Source organism: Rathayibacter sp. VKM Ac-2759, from assembly GCF_009834225.1.
Lineage (GTDB): Bacteria > Actinomycetota > Actinomycetes > Actinomycetales > Microbacteriaceae > Rathayibacter.
In genome coordinates this window covers 796026-807614 of record NZ_CP047176.1, presented here as the reverse complement: position 1 = coordinate 807614, position 11589 = coordinate 796026, and the positions used below count along the sequence as shown (strand labels likewise).

The following is an 11589-nucleotide window of genomic DNA, read 5'->3' as shown; positions in this document are numbered from 1 at the left end:
GAGCGCGAGCCGGAGCGACGTGGTTGGCTGAGGGGATGCGAACCGAGACCCGCCAGGGCGTCCCCCTCCTCCTCGTCGACGACGAGGGCGCCGCGCTGTCCACCTCCGAGGACGCGCTCGCGCTCGTGGCCGAGACCTATGGCGGCGACGTCGAGACGATCGTCGTGCCGGTCGGCCGACTCGATCCCGAGTTCTTCCGGCTCCGCTCCGGCATCGCCGGCGAGTTCGTGCAGAAGCTCGTGAACTACCGCAAGCGCCTCGTGATCCTCGGCGACATCAGCGAGCAGGTGTCGGCCTCGAGCGCGCTGTACGACTTCGTCGTCGAGTCGAACCGGGGCGACCACCTCTGGTTCGCGCCCGCTCTCGACGCGCTCGACGAGCGCCTCCGCGGCTCGGCGACCGCGGAGGAGCCCGGAGCCGACGGCGGCGTGGAGCCGACCCCCGGCCCCGCGCACTGATGCTCGAGCTCGCGGGGCCGGTGCGACTGCTCCTGCTCGCCGACACGCACCTCCCCAAGCGGGCGAAGGCGCTCCCGGAGGAGGTCTGGCATGCCGTCGACGAGGCGGATCTCGTCGTGCACGCGGGCGACTGGGTCGACGAGGCGACCCTCGACGCTCTCGAGGCGCGCTCGCGGCGCCTCCTGGCGGTGTGGGGCAACAACGATCCCGCGGGGCTCCGCGCGCGGCTGCCGGAGGTGGCGCACGCGGTCGTCGGCGGGCTCCGCGTCGGCGTCGTGCACGAGACGGGCGCCGCCGCGGGCCGCGAGGCGCGGGCCGATGCGGCGCACCCCGACACGGATCTCCTGGTCTTCGGCCACAGCCACATCCCGTGGGACTCGGTGTCGCCCCGCGGCATGCGACTGCTGAACCCGGGCTCGCCGACCGACCGCCGGCGCCAGCCCGCCTGCACCTATCTGACCGCGACGGCCGACGCGGGAGCGCTCGGCGACGTGCGGCTCGTCCGCCTGCCAGCGCGCCGGGCGATCGGCACCTGAGGGTCTTCTCGCGCGACAGACGACCCCTTCGGGCCCCCGGCGCAAGGGGGTCACAGAGAAATGAGGTCGGCCTAAGCTCACGGAGATGACTCGCTCACCGGACAGACCCGATTCCGCGCACCTGCGTCCGGACGGTCTCGACAGCGCCACGGTGGCGGCACTGGGCAAGCTGTCGGAGGCGCTCGAGACCGTCGAGCACGCCCGCGGGCTCCTGTACGGCTTCCACCGGCTGACCGGTGCCGCGGACCTCGCCCTCGGCGAGGCGGTCGACGCCCTCCGCGCCGCGGGCCACGACGCGATCGCCGACTCTCTCGAGACCGACCTCGTCGGCCGCAACGTCATCGAGGGGCGCTGGACGTTCCAGATCGTTGAGGACTACGACGACAACTACTACCGCGCCTTCAGCGTGCACGAGCAGGCCGCCCGCGACGCCCTCGCCGAGGGGCGCCGCCACCTCTTCGAGTCCGAGATGAAGGAGGACCGCCGCACGAGCGGTCGCCGCCATCACGAGTCCCGTCCGAGCGAGCGGTGAACGCCGTCATCCGCATGCACGCGTCCTCTCTGCGCGTCAAGGCGGTCACCCCGGGGCGCGGAGGACGCGGCGAGACGCCCGAGCCGCAGCCGACCGTGAAGCGCACGACGATCAGCATCGACGGCCGCCGGTTCCTGCTCCCGATCGACTTCGACACCGAGGTGCTCGAGAAGCAGCTGGTCGAGGCGGTGCGCGCGCACGGCGATCTGGTGACCTTCCCGGTCGCCGGCGATCACGAGATCTGCGTCCTGGTGTCGCCCGGTGTCGCGGTGATCCTCGAGCACGAGGAGATCCCGGTCGAGGATCCCGAGGTCGAGGACGCGACGCTGCTGTACGACGACGTCGAGTACCTGAGCTAGGGCTCGCGACGGCGATCTCTTGTTCTACACGCCCTAGACCGCCCCGGTCGACGCCCACAGCCAGAAGGCGGCGTGCGCCCGGTGCGGCCGCCACGCCTGCGACGCCGTCTCGGCGCCCGCGGTCGTGACGCCGCCGAGCGCTCGGCGCAGCACGAGATCGCCGGCCGGGAACGCGTCGGGATCGCCCAGGAGCCGCAGCCGCAGGTAGTCGGCGGTCCACGGCCCGATCCCGGGGATCGCGAGCAGGAGGCGGCGCTGCTCGGCGAGGTCGCCGCCGCGCTCGAGCACGAGGCCGCCGGCGAACGCCGTGGCGACGGCGCGGACGGTCCTCGCCCGCGCGTTCGTGATCCCGATCGCCGAGCGCAGCACTTCCGGATCGGGCGCGAGGAGCGCCTCCGGACCCGGGAACGTGCCGAGCCCGTCGACGCCCGCGGACCCGAACGCAGCCGCCGCGCGAGCGCCGAAGGTGCGGGCGGCCGCGACGGAGACCTGCTGGCCGAGCACGGCCATCACCGCGGCCTCGAACGCCTCGGGGTACTGCGTCGCGCGCAGTCCCGGCCGGGCGGCGATCACCGGGGCCAGGACCGGGTCGCGGGAGAGCACGCGTCCGATCGCGGCGAGGTCGGAGTCGAGATCGAACCAGTCGCGCACCAGCCGGGCCGCCGCCGGTGCGACCGCCGCGGCGGTCTCGAGGCGGACGCCCGTCTCGGTGAGCTCGAGCGCGATCGGGTGCGGGGCGCCGTCGACGGTGAGGAGGCGCTCGAGCCGGCCGCCGTCGCTCGCGACCCGGTCGACGCCCGGCAGCGAGTGCGCGCGGAGGAGGTTCGCGGCGCCCGCGCGGTCGAACGGGCCGTTCGCCTCCAGGTCGAGGACGGTCTGCGCAGGGGTGATCAGGGGAGAAGCACCACCTTGCCGCCGGCTCGTCCGGAGGCGACGAGTGCGAGGGCCTCCGCCGCCTCGCTCAGGGGGAAGGAGCGGCCGAGGGCGACGACGAGCTCGCCGCGGCCGGCGCTCTCGAGCAGCGGTGCCCGCGCGGCCTGGCGGATCGCGGTGCCGGGATCGGCTCCGTCGCCGCCGCCGAGCAGGAGGATGCCGCCGAGGCGCGCGGCGTGCTCGAAGCCGGCGATCGTGGCGATGCGCGAGCGGTCGGCGACGAGCGCGACCGACGCGTCGAGCGCCTCCTCGGTGCCGACCGTGTCGAGGGCGACGTCGATGCCGCCGGGAGCGAGGTCTCGGACGCGCTCCTCGAGGCCCTCCCCGTAGCCGACCGGCTCACCGCCGAAGCGCTGCACGACCGCCGCGCCGCGCTCGCTCGCCGTGCCGATCACGCGCGCCCCGCGAGCTCGGGCCAGCTGCACCACGAGCGACCCGACGGATCCGCTCGCCCCGTGCACGAGCACCGTGTCGCCCGCGGCGACGCGGGTCGCCTCGAGCAGGTGCACGGCCGTCGTGCCGGTGAGCAGGAGCCCCGCCGCCGCCTCCCAGCCGAGCCCCGCCGGCTTGGGCAGCACAGAGGTCGCGGGCACCACGACCTCCTCGGCGAAGCCGCCCGAGACCCGGAAGCCGACGACCTCGTCGCCGACGGCGAGCGGCCCGAGCGGACCGATCGCGTCGGCGCCCACGGCCGTGACCACGCCCGAGACCTCGCTGCCGGGCCGCACCGGCGTGCGTCCTCGACCGAAGACTCCGGAGAGCAGCTTCGCGTCGGACGGATTCACGCCCGCCGCGCGCACCCGCAGCCGCACCCTGCCCGGGCCCGGCTCGCCGGGATCGACCTCGACCGGATGGAGCGCCGAGGGCCCTCCGAAATCGTCCGCCTGCATCGCCAGGACCATCTGCTCCGCCTCTCCGCTGGTGCCGCCGACGCTAGCAGCGGCCTCCGACATCGAGTCGGGCCGCCCGCCACTCGCCGAGAACGCCCGTTCCCGGAGCGCCTACCATGGGGGCATGTCCTCCACCCTCGAGAGCTCGCCCCGCGAGGCGATCCTCGCCGCCGCCGATCGGCTCTACTACGAGCGCGGCATCCAGTCGGTCGGGATGGACGAGCTGCGCAGCGCCGCCGGCGTCTCGCTCAAGCGCCTCTACACCGAGTTCCCGAGCAAGGAGGCGGTGGTCGTCGCAGTGCTGCACGGCCGCCACGAGCACTGGACCGAGGGCGTCGTCGCCCGCGTCGACTCGGCCACGGGCGCCCGCGAGAAGCTCCTCGCCATCTACGACTTCCTCTTCGACTGGTTCTCGGAGGACTCCTTCCGCGGCTGCGGCTTCATCAACGCCTTCGGCGAGCTCGGCTCCTCGAACCCCGCCGTCGCCCGGCTCGCCCGCGAGCACAAGGAGTCGTTCCAGCAGTTCCTCGCCACCCTCGCCGAGGAGGCGGGCGGAGGCGCCGAGCTCGCCGCCCAGCTCGCGATCCTCGCCGAGGGCGCGCAGACCACCGCCGCGATCGCCGGCACCCCCGAGTCGGCGCTGCACGCCCGCCGCGCGGCCGAGGTGCTGATCGACGTCGAGACGAGGTAGCGCGGGAGGGCTTCCGGAGGTGGAGGCCTCGCGTCCTGACGACGGTCGATCTCGATACGCCCGCTCCGCGGGCTACTCGATCAGCAGGCAGGAGGCGGCGCAGGAGGTGGTGACACCGTCGAGCCCGCCGTCAGCGAGCCTCCCGCCCGTCCGCCCGCTGGTCGAGTAGCCCCGCAGGGGCGTATCGAGACCCACCGGCGTCAGCAGGTCCGGCGACGCGGGATCTCGATACGCCCGCTCCGCGGGCTACTCGATCAGCAGGCGGGAGGCGGTGCAGGAGGTGGTGACACCGTCGAGCCCGCCGTCAGCGAGCCTCACGCCCGCCCGCCCGCCCGCCCGCCCGCTGGTCGAGTAGCCCCGACGGGGCGTATCGAGACCCACCGGCGTCAGCAGGTCCGGCGACGCGGGATCTCGATACGCCCGCTCCGCGGGCTACTCGATCAGCAGGCAGGAGGCGGCGCAGGAGGTGAGACCGTCGAGCCTCCCGTCAGCGAGCCTCCCGCCCGCCCGCTCCGCGAGCTACTCGATCGGCGGGCAGGAGGCGGTGACACGGCAGTGTCGGTGGTCGCTGATTCAATACTCGTATGGATGGAACGGGTGAGACCTCAGCGGCAGTCGCGGCGCGGCTCGGCGCGGTCGACGAGCTGGCCGAGCTCGCCGCGCGGGCCGGGTTCTCCGCGGCGCAGCTGCAGTTCACCCGCGCCACGGCCCTGCACCTCGCGCGTCGGGTGGCGTGGGAGATCCCGGAGGCGTTCGCCCGTGGCGGCCGGCTGTCGCGGAGCGAGTCGCACGACCTCGTGGAGCGGTCCATCCGCGCCGACCTCGCGACCCGGCAGGGCATGACCGAGCGGATGGTGACACGCAACCTCGAGCTGGCGCAGCTGCTGTTCGAGGACCTGCCCCTCACCCGCGCTGCCCTCTCGGAGGGTCGACTGCTGTGGGAGGCGATCGAGGCGATCTGCGACGCCGCCGCCACCCTGCCCGTCACGGCCCGAGGAGCGCTGGACGAGCGCGCCGTGGACGTGGCGCTGACGAAGAACCTCACCCAGCTGCGCCGGGCCGTCGCCCGGATGAGGGACGAACTGCACGACGAGCCCCTCGCCGTGCGGCACGTGCGTGCCCGGCGAGACCGGGGCGTGTGGGTCTCGCCGGAGATCGACGGCATGGCGACGCTGTGCGCGCTGCTGCCCGCACCTGTGGCGATGGGCGCGTACAACCGCATCGACCGCATTGCCCGCACCCTCCGCGACGGCGACAGCGACAGCAACGGCAACGAACACTCCGGCGACGAGCGCACGCTCGCCCAGCTGCGAGCCGACGCGTTCGCGGACCTGCTCTGCGACGGCGACATCGCCGGCACCACCCCCGCCGACGACGGCCCGACAGCCCCGCCCACGTTCATCCCCGGAGTGCGCGCCGAGGTGCGCCTCACGCTCGCCGCGAGCACCGCCTCCGGAGCCGACGACGCCCCCGCGCAGCTCGACGGATACGGACTCATCCCCGCCGACACCGCCCGCGAACTCGTCGGCGTCGGCGCCTCCTTCACCCGGATCCTCACCGACCCGGACACCGGAACGATCACCTCCGTCGGCCGCACCCACCGCGTCCCACCGCACCGCATGCGCCTGCACCTCCAGCTGCGCGACCAGACCTGCCGCTTCCCCGGCTGCACCCGCCCGGCCTCCACCAGCGAGGCCGACCACACGATCGAATGGCGCAACGGCGGCGACACCGCCCTCGCGAACCTCCTGAGCCTCTGCACCGCCCACCACCACGTCCGCCACGGCGACCGCTGGACCTACCGCCTCCACCCCGACGGCACCACCGACTGGACCACCCCCACAGGTCGCCGCATCACCACCCGGCCACCCGTTCTTCCCGGAGGCCCACCCCTGCCACCGTCCCGCCCGCGATTCGACGAAGCACCGCCGCCCTTCTGACCGGGTACGGCCGCCCCCGCCACGCGACGGCGCATGTGCGTACGCTCACGGGCATGTCCGACATCACGGCGATCATCGGCGGCGCCGAGGCCCCGATCGCGCTCACCACCGCACCCGGCACCTCCGCGTACACGATGCATCGCGACGGCGAGACACTGGTCTGCACGGTCGGCTCGACGACGCTGACCTATCAGCTGCGCGCGGTGACCGATCTGCACGCGTGGCTGCTCGAGCAGGGCGACTGGATCCCGCTCGGCGGCGCGGACGAGAGCAAGCAGGCACCCGCCGGGAGCGTCGAGGCGTTCGGACGCGACGAGGCGAATCCGGTCGGCGGCTGGTACGGCCTGCGCCGCGGCTACCGCGGGCGCTTCGGCGTCTACCTGCCTCCGCTCCTCGAGCATCTCGGGCTCGTCGAGCTCGAGCACGCCGCCCGCAACAACCGCGTACGGGCGCTGTAGCTCAGGCCTCGCCGCCCCCGGGCGGGCCGACGACCAGCAGCGCGGCGAACACCACGGCCACCGCGGCGAGCACGAGAGCGCCCGCGAGGACGGGCCGGCCGAGGGCCCAGCGCAGCAGCCTGCTCAGGAGACCCCGATCGCGCGGATCGGATCCCGCCTCGCGCCGCCACGGGCCCTCGAGCAGTCCGCGGCGCTCGAAGCCGCGCTCGAGCGGGACCGTCGCGTACGGGACGACGGCACTGGCCACCGCGAGGAGCGTCGCGCCGACCGACCAGCGCTGATTCACGGCGAGCACGAGGGCGGCGGCTCCGTACGCCAGGAACGCGAATCCGTGGACCGGCCCCGCGACGCTCACCGGCCAGTCGCCGACCCGCGCGACGTACTTGAGCAGCATGCCCGCGATCAGGAGCGTCCAGGTCACCGCCTCGACGATCGACAGGATGCGGAAGAGTCGGCGCGGGCTCATGGGATCGGCTCCGTTCGAGGCCCGGTGCGAGCGGACCGTCGGGGTCGGTCGAGGGACGCCCGTGAGAGTACCGAGCCCGCCTCGACGACTCCTGCGAGGCGCCGCCGCGAGCGGAGGGACAGCGAGAGCGGCTCAGGCCGGCCAGCCCACCAGGGCGAGCGCCGACAGCGCCCCGACGGCCAGCGCCGCGGTCGTCGCGAGAGCGCCGTGCAGCCGCATCCGCGCCGGCTCCGCCTGGAGGGCGGGAACGCCGTGCACCTCGGCCCACAGTCGGCGGGCCACCTCGTGGGCGGAGGGGCGCTCGGCCGGATCCAGAGCGGTCATCGCCGCGAGGAGCGACCGCCAGCGCTGCGGGACCGACGCCGGCATCACGGGCGCGTGGTGCATCCGCTGCAGCGAGATCTCGAGCGTCGTACCGCTGTAGGCGCGGACCCCCGAGAGCGCCTCGAGGAGCACGAGACCGAGGGAGTAGACGTCGGACGCCGGCCCGACCTCTCCGGAGCCGAGGCTCTCGGGGCTGAGGTAGGCCGCCGTGCCCACGAGGATGTCGGAGCGGGTCAACCGCGCATCGTCGAGCGAGCGCGCGATGCCGAAGTCGCTGAGCTTCGCCTCGTGCAGCACGGTGCCGAGGGAGACGGGGCGGGAGCGGACGAGCACGTTCTCAGGCTTCACATCGCGGTGCACCACTCCCCGCAGGTGCAGGTGCGCCAGCGCGTCGGCGATCTGGGCGCCGACCTCGGCGACGGCCCGCTCGTCGGCCGAGGTGAACCACGCGGCGGCCGGATCGGCGGCGGCGAAGTACTCGAGGACGAGGAACGAGGACTCCCCCACCTCACCCTGGTCGAGCACGCCGACGATCGAGGGGTGGCGGGAGTCGACCAGGAGGCGCGTCTCGCGCTCGCGGCGGGCGCGCTCGTTCGGGGTCTCGGCAGGAGTGCGGTGGACCTTGACGGCCACGGGGCGGGCGAGCCGGAGGTCGCGGGCGCGGTAGACGACGGCACTGCCGCCCTCCCCGATGCGCTCGAGCAGGAGGTAGCGGTCGGCGAGGGTCGCACCGAGCAGGTGGTCGACGACGTCTGCGGCGGCGAGCATGTCGGACCTCTTCTCGACAGGGAGCGAATCGCTAGCTTGTCTAACTAGCTAATTGCTTTGTACCCTGTCGACAGCCCCGAGGCAAGCATCGAGGTGGGGTTATACATAACTAGACGTTCTTGCTACGTGTCTGTCTAGACTGATCCGCATGGACGAGGCCGCGACGAATCGATCCGGGTCCTTCTGGTACCCCGGGGCGTCTCGCGAGCCCGGTGCCGTCGAGGTCCTGGCCGCGATGCGCGCTTTCCGCACGGCCGAGTCCGCGATGCGCCGCCGCACCCGCGGATCGATGGGCATGGGCGAGAACGACCTGCTCGCCGTCCAGTTCCTGATGCGCCGGCAGCAGTCGGGGCAGCACGTCAGCCCGAAGGACCTCGCCGCGTACCTCGGCATCTCCTCCGCCTCCACCACGGTCCTGATCGACCGCCTGGTCAAGAGCGGTCACGTCGAGCGCCAGCCGCACCCGAGCGACCGCCGCGCGATCCGGATCGTCGCGACGCCGACCTCGCACCGCGAGGTGCGCGAGACGCTGGACGAGATGCACCGCCGGATGCTCGATGCGGCCGAGCAGCTCACCGGCGCCGAGGCCGCGACCGTGATCCGCTTCCTCGAGACGATGCGCGAGATCGTCGAGAAGCCGGCGCAGGCCGCCGGAGTCGACTCGTCGGAGAGCGTCGTGGACGACTCCGAGCTCGACCTCATCGACCTCGAGTTCCAGCGCCGCCGCGCCTGAACCGCTTCGGCACCGACGTTCCGGCCGGGGTGCGCACTCCTGCGCGCTAGCGGCGCGACGACCTCGTCGTCAATCCCCGATCCGAGCTAGCTAGCTTGACTAGTAGAAAGTCTGTCTAGCGATAAGGTGGTCCCGCACCACCCACTCGTCTGATCGGAGAAGACCATGGGCAACATCCTGTACGGAACGCCTCCCGCCGCCATCGAGGTCGAGGACCGGGCGCTCGCCCACCTCCAGATCGTCATCATCAACAAGTTCCGCCGCGACGAGCGCTTCCTGCTCACCCTCGACGCGAGCCCCCACGCCGGTACCGGCCGCCGCGGCGTGTGGATGCACCCGACCATCCCGATCCAGTTCGAGTTCAAGGGCAGCCGCCAGCCCACGATCAACCCCGAGTGGGTCGAGGCGCTCATGGAGCGCGCGAACAGCGGCGCGGGCCTGCGGATCGTCGCGGAGCCGGCGAGCGCCTCCGCCGTGCCGATGCGACGGGCCGACGCCGCCTGACACTCCGGAGCCGGGCGGCTCCCGATCGAGCAGCCGGCCCCTCCCGAAGCCCGTCTCCCACCGGAGACGGGCTTCTCTGCGTCCGGCGGGTGGATTCACGGCAACCGGACACATGAGAGACCGCTCGCAAGAGCTTGACATTTTGCGCCAGCCCCGATCCGGCAGCCCTACACTTCGAGGGCGACGCAGGGACGTTTCGGCGGGCTCGTCCCCCTCGAGTCGCACCCATGACCGACCGCCGGATGCCGACCTCCCCCCTCGCGCATCCGGCGGTCGGGCACGACCCCCACCCGGAGCACCACCGCGAGGTCCGCCACCGTCAGGAGTCGGCGCGATGACCATCGAGATGTCCAGCGAACCGCAGACCGACCCCGAGCCCCGCGAGGCGGCCGGCAGCGAGGCCGAGCACGACGTCCGCCCCGGCGACGTCTTCACCGCCGTCGTCTCCGACGGCTTCGAGCACTGGCGGGTCGTCGCGGTCCTCGGCATCCGCGTCCTCGCGGAGCGGGTCGGCGGAGGCGAGCGCCGCAGCTTCACCCTCCGCTTCGTCCGGCACCGCCTGTGGCTGCTGGCCCAGGCGGTGCCGGACGCGCCGCTCGCCTGACGACTCCGTCTAGAGCGCGTGCTCCGCGCGCACCGGACGCGGGACGCGCGCGAAGAGACGGTCGAAGACGGTGCGGCGATCGAACTGCAGCGCGTAGTCGCGCGCCGCGAGCGCTCGGTGCGCGCGCTCCTCGGCCGAGAGGTCGAGGATCACGTGGTCGAGCAGCGCGGCGATCGTGCCGGGATCGTCGACGGGCGTGATGAACGCGTGCTCGCCGACCGCCTCCCCGATCCCTCCGGTCAGCGTGGTGATGACGGGACCGCCTCCCGCGAGCATCTTCTCGGCGAGGGCGATGCCGAAGGTCTCGACGAACTCGGGTCGCGGCTTGCTCGGGAGGACGAACGCGGAGCAGCCGGCCATCAGGTACGGCTTCTCGGCGTCGCCGACGTCGTCGAGGAACCGGATGCGGTGCGCGAGCGGCGACGCGGCCGCGATCCGGCGCAGCTCCGCCTCCTGGGGTCCGCGCCCCGCGATGACGAGCTCGTGGTCGGCGTGCACGCCGCTCCGCTCGAAGCCCTGGATGAGATCCTCGACGCCCTTCGCCTCGGTGAGGCGCGAGAGGAAGAGGACGTAGCCGTCGGTGCAGAGGCCGCGGGCGCGGACGACCTCGTCGATCACGGCGGGGTCGAGGTGCGTGTAGGCGTCGGAGTCGATCGCCGGGTACGAGATCTCGATGCGGGCGCGGCACTGCTCGGCGAAGCGCGTGCCGTGCGCGGCGTCGATCCGCTCCGCCTCCTCCACGATCAGATCGCGGGTGTACTCCGAGACGGCGACGCAGTGGTCCTGCGAGAGGTACGACGCGAAGATGTGCGCGGCGGCGCCGAGACGACCCTCCTCCACCGCGCGGCGGACGACGTTGGTGACGTCGGAGCCGACCGCCTCGGCGACCGTGGTGACGTCGACCGGCAGGCCCGTGCTCCAGGCGGCGCGCAGCGCATCCGACACCGCGATCGTGTGCGGGCTGAGGTAGAGCGAGAGGCAGACCGTGGGGACGCCGTCGGTGAACAGCTCGACCAGGCGGCCGACCATGCCGGCGAGGAATCGCCCGTCCGGCACCTTGTAGTCGCCGACCGGCTCGGGGCGCTCGACGATGATGCCGTCGCTGTACGGGAGGACCGCGTCGAGCGGCTTGAGGGGGAGTCCGGCCGCCTGCAGCCGGTCGATCGGCCAGGTCACGATGCGCACCTCGTCGAAGCCGCGCTCGCGCGCCGTCTCGGCGAGGTTGCGGGCCTCGACCGAGTGCCCGCAGATCACCGGATCGGCGCGGACCACGATGACGAGTCGGTTCTGCACGGTGTGGTCGTGCGTGCTCTGGTCCATGGGTCTCCTTCAGGGCGGTCGGTGGTCGGTGCGGTCGATGGTCGGTGCGGTCGGTGGTCGGTGCGGTCGATGG

At 73.2% G+C, this 11589-nt stretch carries 15 protein-coding genes; 10 read left to right on the top strand and 5 right to left on the bottom strand.

What is annotated here, in order from left to right; all coding sequences use genetic code 11:
- Positions 1 to 35 precede the first annotated feature (35 nt).
- The 4 genes from GSU68_RS03705 to GSU68_RS03690 all read left to right on the top strand — a co-directional run bounded on the left by GSU68_RS03705 (position 36) and on the right by GSU68_RS03690 (position 1885).
- A complete protein-coding gene (locus GSU68_RS03705; RefSeq protein ID WP_159905758.1) occupies positions 36 to 458 on the top strand; it encodes a DUF4180 domain-containing protein in 423 nt (140 codons plus the stop codon).
- Positions 458 to 994, top strand: a complete 537-nt coding sequence (locus tag GSU68_RS03700; protein ID WP_208544643.1) for a YfcE family phosphodiesterase — start codon at positions 458 to 460, stop codon at positions 992 to 994. Before GSU68_RS03705 ends, GSU68_RS03700 begins: the two co-directional genes overlap by 1 nt.
- An 85-nt stretch (positions 995 to 1079) precedes the next feature.
- Complete coding sequence (locus GSU68_RS03695; protein ID WP_159905757.1) at positions 1080 to 1526, top strand: hypothetical protein; 447 nt, start codon at positions 1080 to 1082, stop codon at positions 1524 to 1526.
- Positions 1523 to 1885, top strand: coding sequence for a hypothetical protein (locus GSU68_RS03690; protein WP_159905756.1), 363 nt, complete (start codon positions 1523 to 1525; stop codon positions 1883 to 1885). Before GSU68_RS03695 ends, GSU68_RS03690 begins: the two co-directional genes overlap by 4 nt.
- A 33-nt stretch (positions 1886 to 1918) precedes the next feature.
- Here the strand turns inward: GSU68_RS03690 and GSU68_RS03685 are convergent, their stop codons facing one another.
- Together GSU68_RS03685 and GSU68_RS03680 are read right to left on the bottom strand one after the other, a co-directional pair.
- On the bottom strand, positions 1919 to 2749 hold the full coding sequence (locus GSU68_RS03685) for an AlkA N-terminal domain-containing protein (protein ID WP_244259450.1): 831 nt from the start codon (positions 2747 to 2749) through the stop codon (positions 1919 to 1921).
- Positions 2750 to 2775: 26 nt separating this feature from the next.
- Entirely contained in the window at positions 2776 to 3708 is a 933-nt protein-coding gene (locus GSU68_RS03680) for an NADP-dependent oxidoreductase (protein ID WP_159905754.1), read from the bottom strand.
- 124 nt (positions 3709 to 3832) lie between these two features.
- On the opposite strand from GSU68_RS03680, the gene GSU68_RS03675 reads away from it, so the two are divergent.
- The 3 genes from GSU68_RS03675 to GSU68_RS03665 all read left to right on the top strand — a co-directional run bounded on the left by GSU68_RS03675 (position 3833) and on the right by GSU68_RS03665 (position 6797).
- On the top strand, positions 3833 to 4399 hold the full coding sequence (locus GSU68_RS03675; RefSeq protein ID WP_159905753.1) for a TetR/AcrR family transcriptional regulator: 567 nt from the start codon (positions 3833 to 3835) through the stop codon (positions 4397 to 4399).
- Between the two features lie 584 nt (positions 4400 to 4983).
- Positions 4984 to 6339, top strand: a complete 1356-nt coding sequence (locus GSU68_RS03670) for an HNH endonuclease signature motif containing protein (RefSeq protein ID WP_159905752.1) — start codon at positions 4984 to 4986, stop codon at positions 6337 to 6339.
- A 53-nt stretch (positions 6340 to 6392) separates the two neighbouring features.
- The gene (locus GSU68_RS03665; protein WP_159905751.1) at positions 6393 to 6797 is read left to right on the top strand and encodes a DUF6855 family protein; all 405 of its coding nucleotides are present in this window, start codon (positions 6393 to 6395) and stop codon (positions 6795 to 6797) included.
- Position 6798: 1 nt separating this feature from the next.
- Here GSU68_RS03665 and GSU68_RS03660 read toward each other — a convergent pair whose 3' ends face one another.
- Both GSU68_RS03660 and GSU68_RS03655 read right to left on the bottom strand, forming a co-directional pair.
- On the bottom strand, positions 6799 to 7263 hold the full coding sequence (locus GSU68_RS03660; protein ID WP_159905750.1) for a DUF3817 domain-containing protein: 465 nt from the start codon (positions 7261 to 7263) through the stop codon (positions 6799 to 6801).
- A 132-nt stretch (positions 7264 to 7395) separates the two neighbouring features.
- Positions 7396 to 8355 (bottom strand): serine/threonine-protein kinase, encoded by a 960-nt coding sequence (locus GSU68_RS03655; protein ID WP_159905749.1) that lies wholly within the window; start codon positions 8353 to 8355, stop codon positions 7396 to 7398.
- A gap of 148 nt (positions 8356 to 8503) precedes the next feature.
- Between GSU68_RS03655 and GSU68_RS03650 the strand changes: the two genes are divergently transcribed.
- From GSU68_RS03650 to GSU68_RS03640, 3 genes are all read left to right on the top strand, one after another.
- Positions 8504 to 9088 carry a MarR family transcriptional regulator gene (locus GSU68_RS03650; protein WP_159905748.1) on the top strand — a complete coding sequence of 195 codons (585 nt, stop codon included), beginning with the start codon at positions 8504 to 8506 and terminating at the stop codon, positions 9086 to 9088.
- A 165-nt stretch (positions 9089 to 9253) separates the two neighbouring features.
- Positions 9254 to 9592, top strand: coding sequence for an ATP-dependent DNA ligase (locus tag GSU68_RS03645; protein WP_159905747.1), 339 nt, complete (start codon positions 9254 to 9256; stop codon positions 9590 to 9592).
- Positions 9593 to 9926: 334 nt separating this feature from the next.
- Positions 9927 to 10196, top strand: a complete 270-nt coding sequence (locus GSU68_RS03640) for a hypothetical protein (protein WP_159905746.1) — start codon at positions 9927 to 9929, stop codon at positions 10194 to 10196.
- A gap of 9 nt (positions 10197 to 10205) precedes the next feature.
- On the opposite strand, the gene GSU68_RS03635 is transcribed toward GSU68_RS03640, so the two are convergent.
- Positions 10206 to 11516: a glycosyltransferase family 4 protein gene (locus GSU68_RS03635; protein ID WP_159905745.1), complete on the bottom strand. Its 1311-nt coding sequence runs from the start codon at positions 11514 to 11516 to the stop codon at positions 10206 to 10208.
- Positions 11517 to 11589 lie beyond the last annotated feature (73 nt).

What these genes read in the sequence shown, in the direction of transcription:
- GSU68_RS03650 (WP_159905748.1), top strand. Translation starts at nt 8,504, where the DNA reads ATGGACGAGGCCGCGACGAATCGATCCGGGTCCTTCTGGTACCCCGGG.
- GSU68_RS03660 (WP_159905750.1), bottom strand. Translation starts at nt 7,263, where the DNA reads ATGAGCCCGCGCCGACTCTTCCGCATCCTGTCGATCGTCGAGGCGGTG.
- GSU68_RS03645 (WP_159905747.1), top strand. Translation starts at nt 9,254, where the DNA reads ATGGGCAACATCCTGTACGGAACGCCTCCCGCCGCCATCGAGGTCGAG.
- GSU68_RS03680 (WP_159905754.1), bottom strand. Translation starts at nt 3,708, where the DNA reads ATGCAGGCGGACGATTTCGGAGGGCCCTCGGCGCTCCATCCGGTCGAG.
- GSU68_RS03700 (WP_208544643.1), top strand. Translation starts at nt 458, where the DNA reads ATGCTCGAGCTCGCGGGGCCGGTGCGACTGCTCCTGCTCGCCGACACG.
- GSU68_RS03655 (WP_159905749.1), bottom strand. Translation starts at nt 8,355, where the DNA reads ATGCTCGCCGCCGCAGACGTCGTCGACCACCTGCTCGGTGCGACCCTC.
- GSU68_RS03635 (WP_159905745.1), bottom strand. Translation starts at nt 11,516, where the DNA reads ATGGACCAGAGCACGCACGACCACACCGTGCAGAACCGACTCGTCATC.
- GSU68_RS03640 (WP_159905746.1), top strand. Translation starts at nt 9,927, where the DNA reads ATGACCATCGAGATGTCCAGCGAACCGCAGACCGACCCCGAGCCCCGC.
- GSU68_RS03675 (WP_159905753.1), top strand. Translation starts at nt 3,833, where the DNA reads ATGTCCTCCACCCTCGAGAGCTCGCCCCGCGAGGCGATCCTCGCCGCC.
- GSU68_RS03705 (WP_159905758.1), top strand. Translation starts at nt 36, where the DNA reads ATGCGAACCGAGACCCGCCAGGGCGTCCCCCTCCTCCTCGTCGACGAC.
- GSU68_RS03670 (WP_159905752.1), top strand. Translation starts at nt 4,984, where the DNA reads ATGGATGGAACGGGTGAGACCTCAGCGGCAGTCGCGGCGCGGCTCGGC.
- GSU68_RS03695 (WP_159905757.1), top strand. Translation starts at nt 1,080, where the DNA reads ATGACTCGCTCACCGGACAGACCCGATTCCGCGCACCTGCGTCCGGAC.
- GSU68_RS03665 (WP_159905751.1), top strand. Translation starts at nt 6,393, where the DNA reads ATGTCCGACATCACGGCGATCATCGGCGGCGCCGAGGCCCCGATCGCG.